The organism is Hamadaea sp. NPDC051192, assembly GCF_040682475.1.
Taxonomy (GTDB): Bacteria; Actinomycetota; Actinomycetes; order Mycobacteriales; family Micromonosporaceae; genus Hamadaea; species Hamadaea flava.
This window is the reverse complement of sequence record NZ_JBFBAZ010000145.1, coordinates 1-18,895: the sequence shown is the minus strand read 5'-3', so window position 1 is coordinate 18,895 and position 18,895 is coordinate 1. Positions and strand designations below refer to the sequence as shown.

The window sequence follows — 18,895 nt, the reverse complement described above, 5'->3', positions numbered from 1 at the left end:
ATTCAGCACATGCGCCCTGGCCATTAGCCCTCCTCAACCAGCCCGTACCTGGATCAACGACCATTTGCACGGACTGGTTGAGAAGAAGCCGCCGAGACAACAGTTAACTCCATGATCAACGGGGACAGGGCGGGGGCGGGGACAGGGTGGGGTGGGGTGGTTAGTGGTGGCGGGACAGGGTGGTGGGGGTGGTGGTGGGCGAGGAGGGAGAGGAGGGGGTGGCGGTGAGGGCGGCGAGTTTCTCGCCTTCGACGTCCACGTTGGGCAGGATCTTGTTCAGCCAGCGCGGCATCCACCACGCGGCCTTGCCCAGCAGCGACATCAGCGCCGGGATGATGGTCATCCGGACCACGAACGCGTCGACCAGCACGCCGAACGCCAGCGCGAAGCCGATGGACTGGATGAGCGTCTCGCTGGAGAAGACGAACCCGCCGAAGACGCTGATCATGATGATCGCGGCCGCGGTGACGACCCGGGCGCCGTGCCGGAAGCCGGTCACGATCGCCCCCCGGGCCGACGCCCCGTGGACGTAGTCCTCGCGCATCCGGGTCACGAGGAACACCTGATAGTCCATCGCGAGTCCGAACAGGATGCCGATCAGCAGCACCGGCAGCATGCTCATGATCGGTCCGGTTTCCTCGACGCCGAAGACCGAGCTGAGCCAGCCCCACTGGTAGACGGCCACCACAGCGCCGAAGGTCGCCGCGACGCTGAGCAGGAAGCCCAGGGTGGCGGTCAACGGCACCAGGATGGATCGGAAGACGAGCAGGAGCAGCAGGAACGCCAGTCCGACGACGACGCACAGGTACGGCACGAGCGCTTCGCCGAGGCGAGCCGAGACGTCGATGGCCAGGGCGGTCTGGCCGGTCACCGACACGGTCGCGCCGGTGGCGGCCTTCAGGTCGCCGGCTTGGTCGCGGATCGCGGTCACCAGGTCGGCCGTCTTCTCGTCGTTCGGGCCGGTCTTCGGGATCACCGCCAGCAGCGCCGTGTGGCCGTCCGGGCTCACGCCGGTCGGTGAGGCGTACAGGACGTTGTCGACCTTCATCAACGCGCCGGCCAGGGTCGCCGACGTGGTCTGCGGGTCGCTGCCCGTGGGCAGCTCGGCCACGACCACCAGCGGCCCGTTGAAGCCAGGGCCGAAGCCCTCGGACATCAAGTCGTACGCCTTACGCTGCGTGGTCGACGAGGCCTGCATGCCGTCGTCGGGCAGCCCGAGGCGCAGGCTCGCCGCCGGAACCGCGAGTGCGGCGAGCCCGGCGACCGCGAGGATGAGCGCGGGCACCCGGAAGCGGACGATGAACTTCGCCCAGCGCTCGCCCATCGGCGTCGAACCGGCCTCGTCCGACTCCGGATCCGGCGTACGCCGGCCGAACAGCCGCCCGCGGACGAGCCGGGTGCCGGTGAACCCGAGCAGCGCCGGGAGCAGCGTGATGGCGACCAGCACCGAGACTGCGACGGTCGCGGCGGCGGCCAGACCCATGCTGCGCAGCAACGGGATGCCGACGACCGAGAGCGCGGCCAGCGCGATGATCACGGTCAGGCCGGCGAAGACGACGGCGGATCCGGCGGTGCCGACCGCACGGCCGGCGGCTTCCGGGCCGTTCTTGCGTACCAGCAGCTCATGCCGGAAGCGGGAGACGATGAACAGGGAGTAGTCGATGCCGACCGCGAGGCCCAGCATGAGCGCGAGGATCAGGCTGTTGGAGTTGATGTCGAACCAGCGGGCGGCCAGCGCGATGCCGGAGATGCCGACGCCGATGCCGGTGAGCGCGGTGAGCAGCGGCAACCCGGCCGCGATCAGCGAACCCAGGGTGACGACGAGCACGACGGCGGCGATGACGATGCCGAGCACTTCGACGATGCCGGTCTCCGGGTTGGCGCGCAGGGCGTCGCCGCCCACCTCGACGGTCAGCCCCTGGTCCCGGCCGAGCTGGGCGGCGTCGAACAGCGCCTCCCGGTCGGAGTCGGTCAGCGCCATGCCCTGTACGCCGTAGGTGACCTGGGCGAAGGCGTACCGCGGGTTGTCCGGCGAGATCGTCTTCGCGGTGTAGGGGTCGGCCACGTTGGCGACCTGGGGCGCCTTGTTCAGGGCGGCGACCACGGCTCCCACCGCGCTCTGCACGGACGGGTCGGCGACCGTCTTGCCTTCCGGCGCGACGAAGACGACCCGGGCGCTCGCCCCACCGGCGTGCGCCTCGGGGAACCGTTCGCTCAACTGGTCGATCGCCTGCTGCGATTCGGTGCCCGGAATACTGAAGTCGTTACTGGTCTTGCCGGCGAAGAGGGCGGCGCCGGCGCCCGCGACGGCGAGGAACACCACCCAGACCGCCAACACGAGCCACCGTCGGGCGTACGCGAACCGGCCGATTCGATAGAGGAACGTTGCCATCGGAGCACTCCAATATAAGAGGTAGGCAGCCGTCATCACGACGAAACACGCAGTTCACGGTGGGTGAAAGGCGCTCGCCTCTGCCCCTCAAACTAGCCGATCGGCAAGGCAGCGACAAGCCGATCGGCAAGGTCACACCTTGCCGATCGGCTAGCTGGCACACTTGCCGATCAGCTAGCTTTGACGGAAGGCATTCAGCGTCCTTAGAGTGAATCAGCGCTGGTAGGGAGGACGCCGTGACGGGATTGGCGGAAGCCGGACCGCGGGGTCAGGAACGCACCCGGCAACGCCTGCTGGACGAGGCGTGCCGGCTGTTCGCCCTGTACAGCTTCGCCGGGACGTCGCTGCAGATGATCGCCGACCACCTCGGTGTGACGAAGGCCGCTATCTACCACCACTTCAAGACGCGCGACGACATCCTCACCGCGGTGATCCAGCCCGCCATGGAGGAGCTGCGCACCATCATCGAGACGGCCAAGGCGCAGCGTACGCCGTCGAGCCGGGCGGACACGATGCTGCGCGGGTTCGTCGACCTGACCGTCAAGCACCGCCGTCTCATCGGGATGATCGGCACCGACCCGGGCATCACCAGCGCCCTGCAGAGCCATCCGGACATCGCCGAGCTGCTCCAGCAGCCGGGCGAGCTGCTGATGTCCGACGACTCTCCCGGCTCGGAGGTCGCCGCGACGGTGGCTCTCGCCGGGATCGCCGCCGCCGCGTCCTCCCCCGTCCTGCAACGGTTCGACGACGACGCCATGCGTGAGCAGCTGCTCGCCACCGGTCGCCGGATCCTGGGGCTGCGCGCGCGGCGTTCCTGACCGCAGACTGCAACCCGTGACGGGGGCCTGGCCGTGTCCCAGGCGACCCATCCCCACGATCACGGGCGGTAGCAGTGGATTTCGCGGAGTTCTACCAGGCGACCTCACCCCGGACGCTGCGGTATGCGTACGGGCTGACGGGTGACCTCGCCCAGGCTCAGGACGTCGTCCAGGAGGCCTACATCCGCGCCTGGCAACGCTGGCGGCGGCTCAGCGGGTACGACGACGCCGAGGCGTGGCTGCGACTCGTGGTCTCCCGGCTCGTCTTCGACTGGTGGCGGCATCTGCGCGTACGCCGTAACGCGCCGGTCGAGTCGCCGGCCCCGGTGCCACCGCCCTCGGAGGACACGATGCTGGTCGTGGCGGCCCTGAAGAAGCTGCCCGAACGGCAACGGCAGGCGCTCGCGCTGCACTATCTGCTCGACGTCTCCGTGGCCTCGATCGCGGCCGAGTTGGGCGTCAGCGAGGGAACCGTCAAGTCGTGGCTGTCGCGCGGCCGGGACAACCTCGCGACGGTCCTCACCGCGGAGATGTCGCAGGCCCGCATGGGCTCCGCTGCCGACGTCGCGGAACTCGGCCGCCGCCGACGGCGTACCCGGGTAGCGGCGACGGTGACCGCCGCGGGGCTGGTGGTGATCGCGGTGATCGTGCTGACGACGGCCGTGCTGGGCCGGAACCGCACGATGCCGCCGCCGCCCACGATCAATCCCACCGGGAGTCCGATGGTCTTCTCGCCGTTGCGCCGCGTGGGCTCGATGCCGCTGAACGGCTTGGCGTATCCGGAGGTCGCGATCCAGAACGGGCGCGCCTACGTGATCGACACCGCCGGACCGGGGGTGCGAGTGCTGGCCATGAATCTGGCGGACGGCAGCCAGGCCTGGCCGCGCGTGGATCTGCCGCCCGTCGGGTCGGCGGACTCCGTTCTGGTCGGCCGGGTCCTGGTCACGCCACAGGTGGTCATGGTCCTCACCGGCACCACGACCCGAGGCGTCACGACGACGACCGCGTACGCGATCGACCCTGCCACCGGGCAGAAACGCTGGTCCCGCACCAGTTCCGCGGAACCTGACGACGTCCAGATCTTCCCCGGCGTGGCCGTGTTCGCCGACCGCGCGGCCGGCACTGTCATCGGCGTCGACCTGCGCTCCGGTGACACGCGCTGGCAGGTGGCCACACCGGTGAACCGGGTCTTCGGCATGACGGTCCCGGCCGACCTCGCCCGCTCGGACCTCGACACCGGCACACCCACGATGAGCAACAGCGAAGGTCGGCTGTATGTGTCGGACGGCAAGGAGACGATCACCGAGTACGCGGCGTCGACGGGCAACCCGACCGGACGCGCCTGGCACGGGATCCCGCCCAACGACGGCTTCCTGGCGTACAACGGGGACATCTTCATCCGCAGCGCACGGGAGCTGTATCGGCTGCACGTCGCCGACGGCAAGCTCACCAAGGAGTACGCCGGCGGCGGGGTGACGGCGATGTCGCCGTGCGGCCTGGCGGACATCTGCCTGATCGACGTGGCCGAATCCGGCGGCCACAACGTCGTCGCCGTCCACGACGGCCAGGTCAAATGGACGGTCTCGGTGCCCCGCGCGACCCGGCTGGCCCCGGTCGGCCTCGCGCTGCGGGTCGCCGGCAACGCCGCCAACGACGGCGTCGTCGTGCTCGACACGGGCGGCCGGGAGGTGGTGCGTACCAAGGAGGACAGTCGGGTGCTGCGGCTGGACGCGGGCAACCTCCTCGTCTGCGAATGGACCAACGAACGGTCGGTCCAGCTGTCGGGCGCACCGGCGGGGGCTCCGCAGTTGGAGTCGCTCGGCGGGCTGGACACCGCGCAGGGGCAGCTCGCCGCCGAGGGGACGGCGCTGGTGGCCGTCGTCGACGGCGACCTCGTCCTCTACTCGATGACCTCCTGACCTCCCGCCGCGCCGTGACGCTCTGCGCGTTGATCATGGAGTTAACCGTTGCCTCGACGGCGTGTCGAGGGTGCGAACTCCATGATCAACGCGCAGCGGCGCAGGCGAAGATCGGTACGATCTGCGGTTTTGCCGATCAAATGGGCGGGTAGCAGGCAGGATGGGAAGGAGACGACAGAAAGGGCGACCATGCTCGCGTTGACGGTCCGGCCTGGACAAGCCGATTCGCTGGAAGTCAGTGAGATGCCCGAGCCGCAGCCCGGCCCGGGTGAGCTGCTCGTCGACGCGGTCGCGGTGGGCGTCTGCGGCACCGACCGGGAGATCGCCGACGCCGAGTACGGCTGGGCGCCCGCCGGCGAGGATCGGCTCATCCTCGGTCATGAGTCGCTGGGCCGCGTACGCACAGCGCCCGCCGGATCTGGTTTCGCCGAAGGCGACCTGATCGTCGGGGTGGTGCGGCGGCCCGACCCGAAGCCGTGCGGCGCCTGTGCCCGGGGCCAGTTCGACATGTGCCGCAACGGCGAGTACACCGAGCGCGGCATCAAGGAGATCCACGGCTACGCCAGCCAACGCTGGACCGTCGAGCCCGAGTACGCCGTGAAGCTGCCCACCGAGCTGGGCGAAGCCGGTGTACTCATGGAACCGACCTCGGTCGTGGCCAAGGCCTGGGAACAGATCGACCGGATCGGCGGCCGAGCCTGGTACGAGCCGCACACCGTGCTGGTCACCGGGGCCGGCCCGATCGGGTTGCTCGCCGCGTTGCTCGGTGTGCAGCGCGGGCTCGACGTCCACGTGCTGGACATCGTCACCGACGGCCCGAAACCGGCGGCGGTGGCCGCGCTGGGCGCGACCTATCACAGCGAGCCGATGGACCGGCTGACCGAGCGGCTCAACCCCGACGTCATCGTCGAGGCGACCGGAGTGTCCTCCCTGGTCCTCGAGGCCATCGGCGGCACCGCCGAGTACGGCATCGTCTGCCTGACCGGAGTGTCCGTGGCCGGCCGGAAGATCAGCGTCGACATCGGCGGCGCCAACCGGTCCATGGTGCTGGAGAACGACGTGGTCGTCGGCTCGGTCAACGCCAACCTCAGCCACTTCCAGCAGGCGGCCGACGCCCTCACCCGAGCTGACCGGGCGTGGCTGGAATCGCTCATCACCTCGCGCAGCTCGCTGCAGGACTACGCCCACGCCTTCGAACCCGATCCGAACGGGATCAAGCATGTGATCGACATTTCCTGACACACCCCCGGGGAGGCGCCCATGCCCGACCGTCAGATCAACATCCTCCAAGGCCGCACGTTCATGGTCAGCGACGAACGCGGCGACGTGGCCCCCAACTACGACCTCCCGGGCGGCTTGTTCTTCCGGGACATGCGCCACCTGTCGCGCTGGGAGCTGCGGCTCAACGGCCGCCCGCTCGCCGCGCTGTCGGGCCAGCCCGTCGAGTACGACGAGGCGGTCTTCTACCTCCAGCAACCGACCGGCACCGTGTACCTGAACCCGTCGCTGTCCGTGCTGCGCCGCCGGCACGTCGGCGAAGGCGTACAGGAGCAGCTCACGGTCACCAACCACGGGGCGCGGCCGGCGGTCCTCGAACTCTCGCTGCTGTTCGAGGCCGACTTCGCCGACATCTTCGAGGTCAAGGACAAACAGGGCAAGACCGGCCGGCACTACCGGCGCATCGAGAAGGGCGCGGTCGTGCTCGGCTACGAGCGCGGCGAATTCCGGCGCGAGACCCGCGTCAAGGCGCCGGGTGCTCGCTTCACCGAGCAATCCATGTCGTACGCCTTGGAGCTGGCGCCGACCGAGACGTGGAGTACGGAGATCGAGATCTCGGTGGCGACCGCCGCGATCCGGCCCGTCCCGCACCTGGACCATCGGCCGCAGATGCCGGTCAGTCTGGAGGACTGGCTGGCGCACGCACCGGAGCTGGACACCGACTGGGACGATCTGGTGCACACCTACCGGCGCAGTCTCATCGACCTGGCGGCGTTGCGGTTCTATCCGGACACCGTGCCGGACGCTTCGCTGCCGGCCGCCGGGCTGCCCTGGTTCATGGCGTTGTTCGGGCGCGACAGCCTGATCGTGGGCTACCAGACCCTCCCGTACGCCCCGGAGCTGTGCCGCACGACGTTACGGGCGCTCGCCGCCCAGCAGGCATCCACGATGGACGACATCCGCGACGCCGAACCGGGCAAGATCCTGCACGAGCTGCGGCACGGCGAGCTGACCTACTTCGGCCAGCGCCCACAGTCGCCCTACTACGGCAGCGCCGACAGCACGCCGCTGTTCTTGATCGTGCTCGACGAGTACCACCGGTGGACCGGCGACAGCGCGACGGTCCGCGACCTGGAACCGCACGCCCGAGCGGCGATCCAGTGGATGCGGGAGTTCGGGGACGCCGACGGCGACCTGTTCATCGAGTACGCCACCCGCAATCCCGAGCAGGGCCTGGTCAACCAGTGCTGGAAGGACTCGTGGAACGCGATCGTGCACCCGGACGGGACGCTCGCCACCCTGCCCCGGGCCACCTGCGAGATCCAGGGGTACGCCTACGACGCCCGGCTGCGAGCAGCCCGGCTGGCCCGGGACTGCTGGAACGATCCCGCGCTGGCGTCCGCACTGGAGGCCGAGGCGGCGGCGTTGCAGGAGCGGTTCGTCGACGCCTTCTGGCTGCCCGACGAGGGGTTCTACGCGCTGGCCTTGGACGGCCAGAAACGCCCGGTGCCCACGCTCACCTCGAACATCGGCCACCTGTTGTGGAGCGGGATCATCCCGCCGGACCATGCGGCATCGGTCGTGGGGCACCTGATGAGTCCGGCGATGTTCTCCGGCTGGGGCGTACGCACGCTCGCCGACGGGCTGACCGCGTACAACCCGATGGAGTATCACAACGGGACGGTGTGGCCGCACGACAACGCCATCGTCGCCGCCGGGCTCGCCCGGTACGGCTTCCGTGAGGAGGCGGCCGTGATCGCGGAGGCGATGCTGACGGCGGCCGCGCTGTCCGGGTTCCGCCTGCCCGAGGCGCTCATCGGGACGGCCCGCGACCTGACGGAGATCCCGATCGCGTACCCGTCGGCGTGCTCGCCGCAGGCCTGGGCCGCCGGTACGCCGCTGATGCTGCTGCGGACGCTACTCGGCCTGGAGCCGGACGGGGACCAGCTGACCGCCGACCCGTACCTGCCGTCGCGCTGCGCCCGGCTGATGCTGCGCGGCGTACCGGGCGCGTGGGGGAAGGCCGACGCGGGCGTGTAGGACTGAGGCATGTTCCTGACCTTCCTGGAGTGCCCCCGCTGCGGCGCGCAGCATGACGCCGACCAGCCGCAGAACCTGTGCACCTGCGGCTCTCCCCTGCTGGCCCGCTACGACCTGCCCGCGATCGCGAACGCGGTCGAGCCGGGTGACGTCGAACGGCGAGGCGCGGACCTGTGGCGGTACCGGGAACTGCTGCCGGTCCGCTCGGCCGAGCACGTCACCACGCTCGGCGAGGGCTGGACGCCGCTGTGGCCCGCCGCCCGCTACGGTCCCGCGATCGGGCTGAACCGGCTGCTGGTCAAGGACGAGGGCCTGCTGCCGACCGGCGCGTTCAAGGCGCGGGGCGCTGCGGTCGGCGTATCCCGGGCGAGGGAGCTGGGCATCCGGCACGTGGCGATGCCGACCAACGGCAACGCGGGCGCGGCCTGGGCGACGTACGCCGCCCGCGCCGGGCTCGCCGCCACGATCGCCATGCCCTACGGCGCGCCGGTCATCACCCGGCAGGAGTGCCTGGTCGCCGGGGCCGATCTGCACCTGGTCGAGGGCGTCATCAGCGATGCCGGGCGGCTCATCGCGTCCCTGATCGCCGACGCCGACGGGGCGATCTTCGACGTCTCCACGCTCAAGGAGCCCTACCGCATCGAGGGCAAGAAGACGATGGGGCTGGAGATCGCCGAGCAGCTGGGCTGGCGTACGCCGGACGTCATCCTCTATCCGACCGGGGGCGGCGTCGGGCTCATCGGCATCCACAAGGCGCTGCTCGAACTGCGTACGCTCGGCTGGCTGCAGGGCGAGCTGCCCCGGTTGGTGGCGGTGCAGTCGACCGGCTGCGCGCCGGTGGTGAAGGCGTACGACGCCGGGCTCCGTCAGGTCGAGGCGTGGCCCGACGCGTCCACCGTGGCCTTCGGGATCAACGTGCCCAAGCCGCTGGGCGACGAGTTGATCCTCGACGCGATCGCCGAAAGCGGCGGCACCGCGATCGCCGTCGACGACGCCGACATGCTGGCGGATCTGCGGGAGTTCGGGCGGCTCGAAGGGCTCATGCTCTGCCCCGAGGGCGCCACCTGCCTGACGGCCGCACGGCTGCTGCGCGAACGCGGCTGGCTCGGCGCCGACGACGAGGTGGTCCTGCTCAACACCGGCGCGGGGGTCAAATATCCCCTCGATCTCGCCTGACGGCTACATCGTCCAGGAATCAGCACGGATGCACTTCCGGGTGGGCGTACCACCAGGGTGCGTAGGCGGGGCTGGCGGTGGCGGCCTCGGCGTAGGCCTTCGCGGCCGCGCCGTAGATCGCGCCGGCTCGCGCGTCGGTGATGGACTGGCGACGCCAGGCGAACACCAGCCGCATGCCGAGCGGATCGCCGGTCAGCCGCCGGATCGCGATGCCGCCCAACGGGTTCGAGGACGGTTCGACGAGCTGGACCGCCTGGCCGGAGCTGATGAGCGGGCGTCCGCCGCCGCTGGGCACCTGATAGCGGATCTTCGGCTCGAAGCCGGCGTGGTGGCACGCCGTACGCAAGGAGGTGAGCGAGCCGTCGTCGGCTCCCGGCGGGCAGATCCAGAACTCGTCCCGAAGATCGGCCAGATCGATGTCGTCCCGGACCGCCAGCGGGTGCTGGGCGGAGATGGCCAGGAGCACCGGCAGCCGCGGGATGAACGTGCGTTGCGCCAGGTCGCTCGCGAGCGGTACGCCCTGGTCTTCCATGAATCCGATGAGCGCGATGTCGAGGCGGCGATGGGCGAGCGCTTGGGCGAGGACGACGGCCGACGGTTCGACCTGCAGGGCGAACTCGGTGTCGGGTAAGGCTTGCCGCACGTAGGTCAGCATGCTTCCCACGCATTCCATGTGGGCGGAGCCGAGCAGGATCTCGCGGTTCTTGCGATCGCCGTGGGTGATGCTGCCGATGAAGCCGTCGAGTTCGCTCAGCACCAGCCGGGCGCGGGCGGCGGCCTGTTCGCCCAGTGCGGTGGGCTGGATGCCGGTGCGGCCGCGGACGAACAGCGGGCCGCCGACCGATCGTTCGATGCGTTGCAGCAGCGTCGTCAGGGCGGGCTGGGTGATGCCCAGGTGAACGGCGGCTTTCGACAGACTCCCGGCGTCGGCGATGGCGCAGATGGCGCGCAGGTGGCGGATCTCCAGATCCATAGGCCGATGTTATAGCGATTGGAATGACTACAGGGCGATCACCCATGTCAGGGTTCCCGTGGATGAAGTCAGTTCCTTCGATCCCCCCGGAGCCCCTTATGCGATTTCCCCGCAGCAGACCTCTCTTCGCCCTGTTAGCCGCCGTCGCGATGACGAACCCGGTCGTTCAGGCGCCGACCTCGGCGGCAGCCGTTCCCGCGCCGCGGCCCCTGTCGACGGCCGACGGCCCGGCGCCGTCGGCGGCGTCGACGGGAACCGGCAGCGCGCATGTGCGATCGGAAGCCCAGCCGATCCAGGACCGCGCGCCTCGCCCGGCCACCACTGATGCCGTACGCCAGAGCTACGACAACCCGCAGAGCACGCCCCGGCAGAACCGTCCGTCGATGGCGAAGGCGTCGGTCACCGCCGCGGCCGCCTGTAACGTCGCCGACTTCACGAGCCGCACCGGCAGCGCGCTCGTGCAGCAGATCAAGGCGTCGTCGACCGACTGCGTCAACACCCTCTTCACGCTGACCGGCAGCGACGCGTACTACGCCTTCCGGGAGGCGCAGATGGCCAGCGTCGCCTACGGATTCCGGGACAACGCCGGGTCCTATGCCGGTGACAACGCCACCGGCACGGCGCAGCTCGTGCTGTACCTGCGGGCCGGCTACTACGTCCAGTACTACAACGCCTCCACGGTCGGCAGTTACGGCGTCACTCTCCAGACCGCGATCCGAGCGGGGCTGGACGCCTTCTTCGCCAACGGCCACTCCGGCGACGTCAACGACGCGAACGGTGAGACCCTCGCCGAGGCGGTCACGCTCATCGACAGCGCTGTCGAGAACGCCCGCTACATCTATGTCGTCAAGCGTCTCCTCGCGAGCTACACCAACGCGTACAACGCGTATTGGTGGATGCGCAACGCGGTCAACAACGTCTTCACCGTCACCTTCCGCGGCCACCAGGTGCCCGCGTTCGTCAGCGCGGTGCAGTCCGATCCCGGCCTGATCGATTCGCTCTACAATTTCGCGTCCGCGCATCGCGATCTGCTGGGTACGGACAACAGCTTCCTGACCTCCAACGCCGGCCGGGAACTCGGCCGGTTCCTTCAGCACACGACGTTGCAGTCGCGGGTGCGGCCACAGGCTCTCGGGCTGCTCGGCATCAGCGCCATCACCGGCCCGACCGCCCCGTTGTGGGTGGGCGTCGCCGAGATGACCGACTACTACGACCAGGCCAACTGCGGCTACTACGGGACCTGCGACCTGGCGACCCGGCTGGCCGACGCCGTGCTCACGGTGACCTACGCCTGCGGATCGAGCATCACCATCAAGGCGCAGGACATGACGTCGAGCCAGCTGTCGTCCAGCTGCACGAGCCTGACCAACCAGGACGCCTACTTCCACGGCGTGGTCGCCGACAGCGGCGCGGTCGCCAACGACCACAACACCGACATCGAGGTGGTGGTGTTCGACTCGAGCACCGACTACCAGACGTACGCCGGCGCGATGTACGGCATCGACACCAACAACGGCGGCATGTATCTGGAGGGCGATCCGGCGAACTCGGCCAACCAGGCCCGGTTCATCGCGTACGAGGCCGAGTGGGTGCGCCCGGCGTTCGAGATCTGGAATCTCAACCACGAATACACCCACTACCTCGACGGCCGCTTCGACATGTACGGCGACTTCAGCGCCGGCATCACCACCCCGACGGTGTGGTGGATCGAAGGATTCGCCGAGTACGTCTCGTACTCGTACCGTGGCGTCGCCTACGACGCCGCCATCGCCGAGGCGGCGAACGGCACCTACGCGTTGAGCACCCTGTTCGACACGACGTACAGCAACGACACGACACGCATCTACCGATGGGGCTACCTGGCCGTGCGCTACCTGCTCCAGTCCCATCGGTCGGACATGACGACCGTGCTGAACTACTACCGCAGCGGCAACTGGACCGCGGCGCGCACCTACCTCACCAGCACCATCGGTACCCGCTACAACGCCGACTGGTACACCTGGCTGGCGGCTTGCGCAGCCGGCGCGTGCGGCGGCTCGACGCCGACGAACAACCCGCCGACCGCCTCGTTCACCACCACGACCAGCGGTCTGACGGCGACCTTCACCGACCGCTCGACGGACAGCGACGGCACCGTCGCCTCTCGCCGGTGGACGTTCGGCGACGGCACCTCCTCCACGGCGACCAACCCCAGCAAGACGTACGCGGCCGCCGGCACCTACTCGGTGACCCTCACGGTGACCGACGACGACGGCGCGACCGGCACCAGCTCGGCGACGGTCACCGTCGGCGGCGGTGGCGGCGTGACCGAGTGCACCAACTCCGACGTACGCCAGCTGGACCGCAACTGCCGGCGCAGCAACCTGTCGGCGACCACCGGCAACTACTCCTACCTCTACATCTACCTGCCGGCCGGGGTCAGCCAGCTCACGATCACCGCCTCGGGCGGCTCCGGCAACGCCGACCTCTACTACAACAGCAGCAGCTGGGCGACCACCAGCTCCTACACGAGCCGCTCGACCGCCGGCGGCAACACCGAGAGCCTCACCATCACCAATCCGCCCGCGGGCTACAACTACATCAGCTTGTACGCGGTCTCCGGCTTCAGCGCCGTGACCGTCGCGACCCAGTACTGACGCCTCTGCACCGATCCCACCGCGGGGGCCGGCTCGGCTGAGCCGGCCCCCGCCGATGCGTTAAGGCTTCACAGGCAGAGTGTCGTGCCGGTAAGGTCTTCACATGTCGATCTCCCGTCGCGCGCTTCTGTCCACAGTGCCCGCAGCCGCCCTCCTCACCGTGGCGGGCCAGATCCGTGCCGGCAAGGCCCAGGCGGCGCCCGGTGACCAGGACCGGCTGATCGCCAACACGGTGGCGATGCTGGCCGGTACGCCGGAGAGCAACGCCCGCCCGGAGGTCGCCGACAAACTGGCCGCGATCGAGTCGACGGCGCGTACGTGGTTGCAGGCGCTGGACACCGCCGGAGCGGGCGAGTTGTTCAAGGGACTGCCGCTGGGCACGAGCGACACGAACCTGAAGAGCACCAGCCAGCACCTGTACGAGATCGCGCTCGCGACCCGGGTCCCGGGCGGCGCGTTGAACGGCGACGCGGCGATCCAGGATCGCGTCCTGCAGAAGCTGCGCTGGCTGCACGAGAACTACTACGGCGACCAGAGCAAGGGCTACTACGGCAACTGGTTCAACTGGGAGATCGGCGTCTCGACCGACGTCACACGGACGCTGGCGCTGCTGTCCGGCGTCGCCCCGGCCGACCTCGTCAGCGCGTACGTGGCCAGCATGGACGCGTATCTGCGCAACGGCAAGAACGGCGACGTCGACCTGGACTCGCGGTTCCACACCGGCGCGAATCTCGCCGACATCACCGCCAACCGGATTCTGCAGGCGGCGCTGCTGGGTGACGACGCGCGGCTGGCCAAGGCGGTCGCCGACCAGTTCACGGTGTTCTCGACCGTCGACCCGTACAACCTGCAGCACGGGGTCACCGACGGGTACTACGCCGACGGGTCGTTCCTGCAGCACGCGTCGGTGGCGTACACCGGATCGTATGGCAAGGGCCTGCTCACCCGGGCGGTGCAGACGATCAAGGTGCTCGACGGCACGAGCTACGCGTCCACCGGCACCGTCGTCCCGGTCGTGCAGAGCTGGGTGGTCGACGGCTTCGCCCCGCTGATCTTCGAGGGCTACCTCATGGAGATCGTCAAGGGCCGCGCGGTCTCGCGTACCACCACCGGCTATGCGGACGTCGCGATCATCGTCGAGGCGATTGTGGACCTCAGCGGCTACAGCGCCGACGCGGCCGGCCTCAAGAGCTACATCAAGCACATCCGCCAAAGCTCCCGCGCGACGCTCACGCCCACGTCGTTCGTCTCGCCCGTGAGCATCAGCCGGTACGCCGACCTCATGGCGGACGCGGCGATCCCGGCGGCCGACCTGAACCCGGCGAGCCGCAGCGTGGCGTTCAACGCGATGGACCGGGTGGTCCACCGCCGTCCCGGGTACGCCTTCGCGCTGGCCCGCAGCTCGGCGCGCATCTCGGCGTACGAGTACATGAGCGGCGAGAACCTGATGCCGTGGTTCCAGGGCGCCGGGGCGCATTACCTGTACCTGGCCGGGCAGGACCACACCCAGGCGTTCGGCGTGGACTACTACACGACGGTGTCGCCGTACCGCCTCGCCGGGATCACCGCGCCGGAGGAAGTTCGGCGGACCGTCCCCGAGCTGTACGGCACGCTCTGGTACGACAAGCCCGAGCTGGGCTTCACCTCGTCCTCCGAGTCGCAGAACACCTACGTCTACTTCCCGGTCTGCACCAACGAGTACTCCGGCGGCGCGGTGCTGGGCGCGTACGGGGCGGCCGGGCTGGTGCTCGGCGACGACGCCGCGTACGCCGCGCAGCAGGCCGGTCAGTTGCCCGCCGACTTCGTGGCGTACCGCAACGCCGAGGCGACCAAGTCGTGGTTCCTGCTCGACGACGAGATCGTGGTGCTGGCGGCGGGCGTACGCGACGACGCCGGGCGGGCGGTGACGACGACGTTCGACAGCCGCATCGCCAGCGCGTCCGATGTGGTCACCTTGACCGAAGGCGACCGCTGGCTCCGGTACGCCAACGAGACGCAGCAGAACGCGGTCGGCTACCGCTTCCTCGCCGGTACGCGGCCGACCGGCGCGACCGCGCCCGTGACCGCCAGCCGCCGCGTGGTGCGTACCACCAACCCGGACACGAAGGTGACCAAGCAGGTGTTCACGCTGGGCGTCACGGAGCCCGCCGGCGCCGCTGCGGCCGCCTACGCGTACGCGATCGTCCCGAACGCGTCGGCTGCCGCCCTGGCCGCGTACGAGGACTGCCGCCTGACGATCCTGACGAACACGGCGAAGGCGCAGGCGGTCAAGCACACGGGGCTGGGCCTGGTCGCGGTCAACACCTTCACCCCCGGCGACCATCACGCCGAACGGCTGGTCGTGGACGGCCCGGCGTCGGTCCTCGCGCAGACCACCCGCCGGGGTGACGTGACCATCGCGGTGGCCGACCCGACGACCCACCGGGACACGGTGACCGTGACGATCCACGGTCGCACCCTGCGGGTCGCCGAGACCGACGAGGGCGTACGCGTGCGTCCGGTGCCTGGTGGCACCCGGATCGAGGTCGCCACGCGGCACGCGTACGGCCGGAGTTTCACCGCCGTGCTGCGCGCGGACCGGTAGCGACTGTGGCCGTTCTGTAGGCCATCTGTAGACGATTGCTGACACTCTCCATCAAGGCCGCAATCCGGCCGCGACTTTGATGGAGGTAAGTATGTCCCTGACCCGGCGTTGGGTGCTTTCCCGTGGCGCGGGCGTCGCCGTCGCGGCCGTGGCCGCACAGACGGTGCTCGCCTCGCGGGCGTCCGCCCTGCCCGCCGTCGACATGGAGCTGGTGCTCCTGGCGGCCGAACTCGACCCGCCCAAGCCCGACGAGGGCCTGACCCCGAACGCGTACGCCAGCGTGCTGGAGGTGGAGAAGGCGCTGAGCGCCAAGGGGTTCCTGTCGTCCAGCCTGGTCGACGGCCACTACGGCACCTCGACGGTCTCCGCGTACGCCGCCTACCAGCGCTCGCTCGGCTACACCGGGATCGACGCCAACGGCATCCCGGGCCCGACGTCGCTGACGTCGCTGGGCTCGGGCCGGTTCACGGTCAGCCGGTCGGTGTCGACCGGTTCGACCACCGACAGCTACGGCGGCCAGCGGGTGAACACCCGGACGAAGAACATGCTGGCCAAGGCGGACTCGCTGGTCGCCACGTCGATCGTCCTGTCGCAGGGCTCCTACACGTCGTCCAACCCGTCGTCGGCCGGTACGCACGACGGCGGCGGCGTGGTCGACATCTCGGTCAGCGCCCTGACCACGACCCAGCGCTGGCAGACGGTGAAGGCGCTGCGGACGGTCGGCTTCGCGGCCTGGCTGCGCAACCCGTCCCAGGGCGACTGGCCGTACCACATCCACGCGGCCGCGGTGCTCGACCCGGACATGGCCGAGACGGCCCGCGACCAGATCTACGACTACTACATCGGCAAGAACGGGCTCGCCAGCCACGCGGCTGACGACACCCCGACGGCGTACCGCATGCCGTTCACCTGGTGGGAGCAGTACAAGCGCTCGCTGTAAGCCGTTCGCTTCAGCGCTGGATCAGGATTCCGGGTCGAATCTTTCCCCAAGATTCGACCCGGAACCCTGATCCAGCCCTAACGAAGCGGGCAGCGCAAGCGGCCGGGCGGCGCGGGCAGCGCGGGCTGAGCGGACAGCACAGCCAGCACGAAAGAGCGGGTACGGCGCGGGCGGCCAAGAAGGCGCCAAGAGGGCCGCGGTTAGCGTGCGGGCATGAGGCGTCGAGCCGTGACCGTGGTGTTCGGACTGGCGACGATCGCCGCGATCGTCTGGATGCTGCGGGGGCAGGACTGGTCGGTGCTGCGCACGACGCTCGACGGGCGACCGGCCGGCTTCGTCGTGACGATGGGCGTCCTGGCGGCACTGGCGAACGCGGTCGCGCTGCTCACCGCGATGGCGTCGTGGCGGCATACGCTGCGCGCCGCCGGGCATGAGCTGACCACCGTGGAGGCGATCCGGCTCTACTTCGCCGGCCAGTTCGCGAAATACCTGCCCGGCAAGGTCTTCAGCCTCGTGGTGAACGTCCGGATGGGCCGCACTCTCGGCGTACCCGCCGCGCGGATGGCCTCGGCCTGGGTGCTTACCCTGGTCATCGGAGTGCTCACCGGGGCCACCACCGGCCTGCTGGCCGGACCCGAGTTGCTGGGCGCGTCGGCGGGCTGGCTGATCCTGGCGGCGCTGCCGATCGTGGCCGCGCTGATCCGGCCGAGCCTGCTGTCCAGCGCGGCGACCCTGGCCGCGCGGGTGTTGCGGCGGCCCGCCCCGGAGGTCGACCCCGACGGCGTACGCCCGGCGCTGGTGACCCAGCTCGTGTCGTGGCTCGCTGCCGGGTTGCAGCTCTGGTTGCTGGCCGTGGCGGTCGGCGCCGATCCGGCCGGGTCGCTGCTGCTCTGCGTGGGCGCGTTCGGTCTGGCGACCGTCGCCGGGATGTTCGCCGTCTTCGCCCCGGAGGGCATCGGCGTACGCGAAGTGCTGCTGCTGGCCGCGCTCGGGGTGAGCCTGCCGCTGCCGGTCGCCAGCGTGGTGGCCCTGTCGAGCCGGTTGATCGTCATCGTCAGCGAGCTACTCACGGCGGTCATCGCCCTGGCCGCCGCGACGCTGGCCCGCCGTGCCGTCCGTAGTCGTGGCGAGGATCAGAGCCAAGATTCGAGCAAGGCCCTGCCGGTACGTTCCTAGCATGACGACGCCGCTGGTCTCGGTGATCATCCCCAACTACAACTACGGCCGTACGCTCGGCGAGTGCATCGCGGCCGCGCAGCGGCAGACGTATCCGACCATCGAGATCATCGTGGCCGACGACGCCAGCACCGACGACTCGGTGGCGATCGCGAGCCGCCTCGGTGTGACCGTGCTGGAGACGGACGTCAACGCCGGGGTCTCGACCGCCCGCAATCGCGGCGCCGAGCGGGCCCAGGGTGAGGTGCTGTTCTTCGTCGACTCCGACGTGGCTCTCGCGCCGGACGCGGTGGCCGGAGCGGTCGAGCAGTTGCTGGCCGACGAGCGGGTCGGCGCGGTCTGCGGCATGTACCAGGCCGAGCCGATGTTCCCCGACAGCCTGGTCAAGCGCTACCGGGCGATCCAGCAGTTCGTCTGGTTCACCGAGATCGACGGGCCGATCCCCGGCCTGCACTCGGCCCTGTTCGCCATCCGCACGGCGGTGTTCCGCGAGATCGGGCCGTTCAACGACCGGCTGCGCTGGACCGAGGAGCAGGACTACGGTTTCCGGCTCAACGCCAAGTACGTCGTGCTCGCGACGTCGACGGTCACCGGCCGGCACGACCACGACGGCACGTTGCGGGTGATGCTGACGAAGGTCTTCCAGCGTACGCGGCTGGGCGCACCGAACTGGGTGCGGTTGCGTGCCCTGCCCGGCGGAGCGGGTTCGGGGCACCGGGCGTTGGGCAGCGCGTTCCTGCTGGCCGGCGTCGCCGCGTTGCTCCTGCCGATCGTGTTCGGCCCGCTGGCCCTGCTCGCCTGCCTGGTGCTGGCCGGGATCTCGGTCGCGCTCGACGGCCGCACCTACGCGTACGCGTACCGCCACCACGGCGTCCTGTTCGGACTCCAGTTCACCGTCCTGCATATGTTGGTGACGCTGACCTCCGCCGTCGCCGCCGGGGTCGGAATCCTGCAGGGCCTGCTCTTCCCGCGCATGACGCGGCGGCTCTATCGCGTCGGAACCCCCGCCTGACGCGGCGGCTC

Annotated in this window: 12 protein-coding genes and 1 pseudogene; 11 read left to right on the top strand and 2 right to left on the bottom strand. The window is 69.8% G+C overall.

The window, feature by feature from the left end; genetic code table 11:
* Positions 1 to 160: 160 nt before the first annotated feature.
* Positions 161 to 2,392, bottom strand: coding sequence for an MMPL family transporter (locus AB0M47_RS35815; protein WP_363422089.1), 2,232 nt, complete (start codon positions 2,390 to 2,392; stop codon positions 161 to 163).
* 236 nt (positions 2,393 to 2,628) lie between these two features.
* On the opposite strand from AB0M47_RS35815, the gene AB0M47_RS35810 reads away from it, so the two are divergent.
* The 6 genes and pseudogenes from AB0M47_RS35810 (at position 2,629) to AB0M47_RS35785 (ending at position 9,563) form a co-directional block, all read left to right on the top strand.
* Entirely contained in the window at positions 2,629 to 3,210 is a 582-nt protein-coding gene (locus AB0M47_RS35810) for a TetR/AcrR family transcriptional regulator (protein WP_363422087.1), read from the top strand.
* 74 nt (positions 3,211 to 3,284) lie between these two features.
* Positions 3,285 to 3,731 (top strand): annotated as a pseudogene (locus tag AB0M47_RS35805) (SigE family RNA polymerase sigma factor); the annotation flags it as partial.
* Positions 3,732 to 3,740: 9 nt separating this feature from the next.
* Positions 3,741 to 5,129 carry a PQQ-binding-like beta-propeller repeat protein gene (locus tag AB0M47_RS35800; RefSeq protein WP_363422091.1) on the top strand — a complete coding sequence of 463 codons (1,389 nt, stop codon included), beginning with the start codon at positions 3,741 to 3,743 and terminating at the stop codon, positions 5,127 to 5,129.
* Positions 5,130 to 5,318: 189 nt separating this feature from the next.
* The gene (locus AB0M47_RS35795; protein ID WP_363422085.1) at positions 5,319 to 6,368 is read left to right on the top strand and encodes a glucose 1-dehydrogenase; all 1,050 of its coding nucleotides are present in this window, start codon (positions 5,319 to 5,321) and stop codon (positions 6,366 to 6,368) included.
* Between the two features lie 21 nt (positions 6,369 to 6,389).
* Positions 6,390 to 8,387, top strand: coding sequence for a glycogen debranching N-terminal domain-containing protein (locus tag AB0M47_RS35790; protein WP_363422083.1), 1,998 nt, complete (start codon positions 6,390 to 6,392; stop codon positions 8,385 to 8,387).
* Between the two features lie 9 nt (positions 8,388 to 8,396).
* Positions 8,397 to 9,563 (top strand): threonine synthase, encoded by a 1,167-nt coding sequence (locus AB0M47_RS35785; protein WP_363422082.1) that lies wholly within the window; start codon positions 8,397 to 8,399, stop codon positions 9,561 to 9,563.
* Positions 9,564 to 9,582: 19 nt separating this feature from the next.
* Here AB0M47_RS35785 and AB0M47_RS35780 read toward each other — a convergent pair whose 3' ends face one another.
* Entirely contained in the window at positions 9,583 to 10,536 is a 954-nt protein-coding gene (locus AB0M47_RS35780; RefSeq protein ID WP_363422080.1) for a LysR family transcriptional regulator, read from the bottom strand.
* A gap of 149 nt (positions 10,537 to 10,685) precedes the next feature.
* Between AB0M47_RS35780 and AB0M47_RS35775 the strand changes: the two genes are divergently transcribed.
* The 5 genes from AB0M47_RS35775 to AB0M47_RS35755 all read left to right on the top strand — a co-directional run bounded on the left by AB0M47_RS35775 (position 10,686) and on the right by AB0M47_RS35755 (position 18,884).
* Positions 10,686 to 13,172 carry a collagenase gene (locus AB0M47_RS35775; protein ID WP_363422078.1) on the top strand — a complete coding sequence of 829 codons (2,487 nt, stop codon included), beginning with the start codon at positions 10,686 to 10,688 and terminating at the stop codon, positions 13,170 to 13,172.
* A gap of 103 nt (positions 13,173 to 13,275) precedes the next feature.
* Positions 13,276 to 15,756, top strand: a complete 2,481-nt coding sequence (locus tag AB0M47_RS35770; RefSeq protein WP_363422076.1) for a polysaccharide lyase family 8 super-sandwich domain-containing protein — start codon at positions 13,276 to 13,278, stop codon at positions 15,754 to 15,756.
* A gap of 91 nt (positions 15,757 to 15,847) precedes the next feature.
* The gene (locus tag AB0M47_RS35765; protein ID WP_363422074.1) at positions 15,848 to 16,696 is read left to right on the top strand and encodes a peptidoglycan-binding domain-containing protein; all 849 of its coding nucleotides are present in this window, start codon (positions 15,848 to 15,850) and stop codon (positions 16,694 to 16,696) included.
* 213 nt (positions 16,697 to 16,909) lie between these two features.
* Positions 16,910 to 17,872 (top strand): lysylphosphatidylglycerol synthase domain-containing protein, encoded by a 963-nt coding sequence (locus AB0M47_RS35760; RefSeq protein ID WP_363422071.1) that lies wholly within the window; start codon positions 16,910 to 16,912, stop codon positions 17,870 to 17,872.
* 1 nt (position 17,873) lies between these two features.
* Positions 17,874 to 18,884, top strand: coding sequence for a glycosyltransferase family 2 protein (locus AB0M47_RS35755; protein ID WP_363422068.1), 1,011 nt, complete (start codon positions 17,874 to 17,876; stop codon positions 18,882 to 18,884).
* Positions 18,885 to 18,895 lie beyond the last annotated feature (11 nt).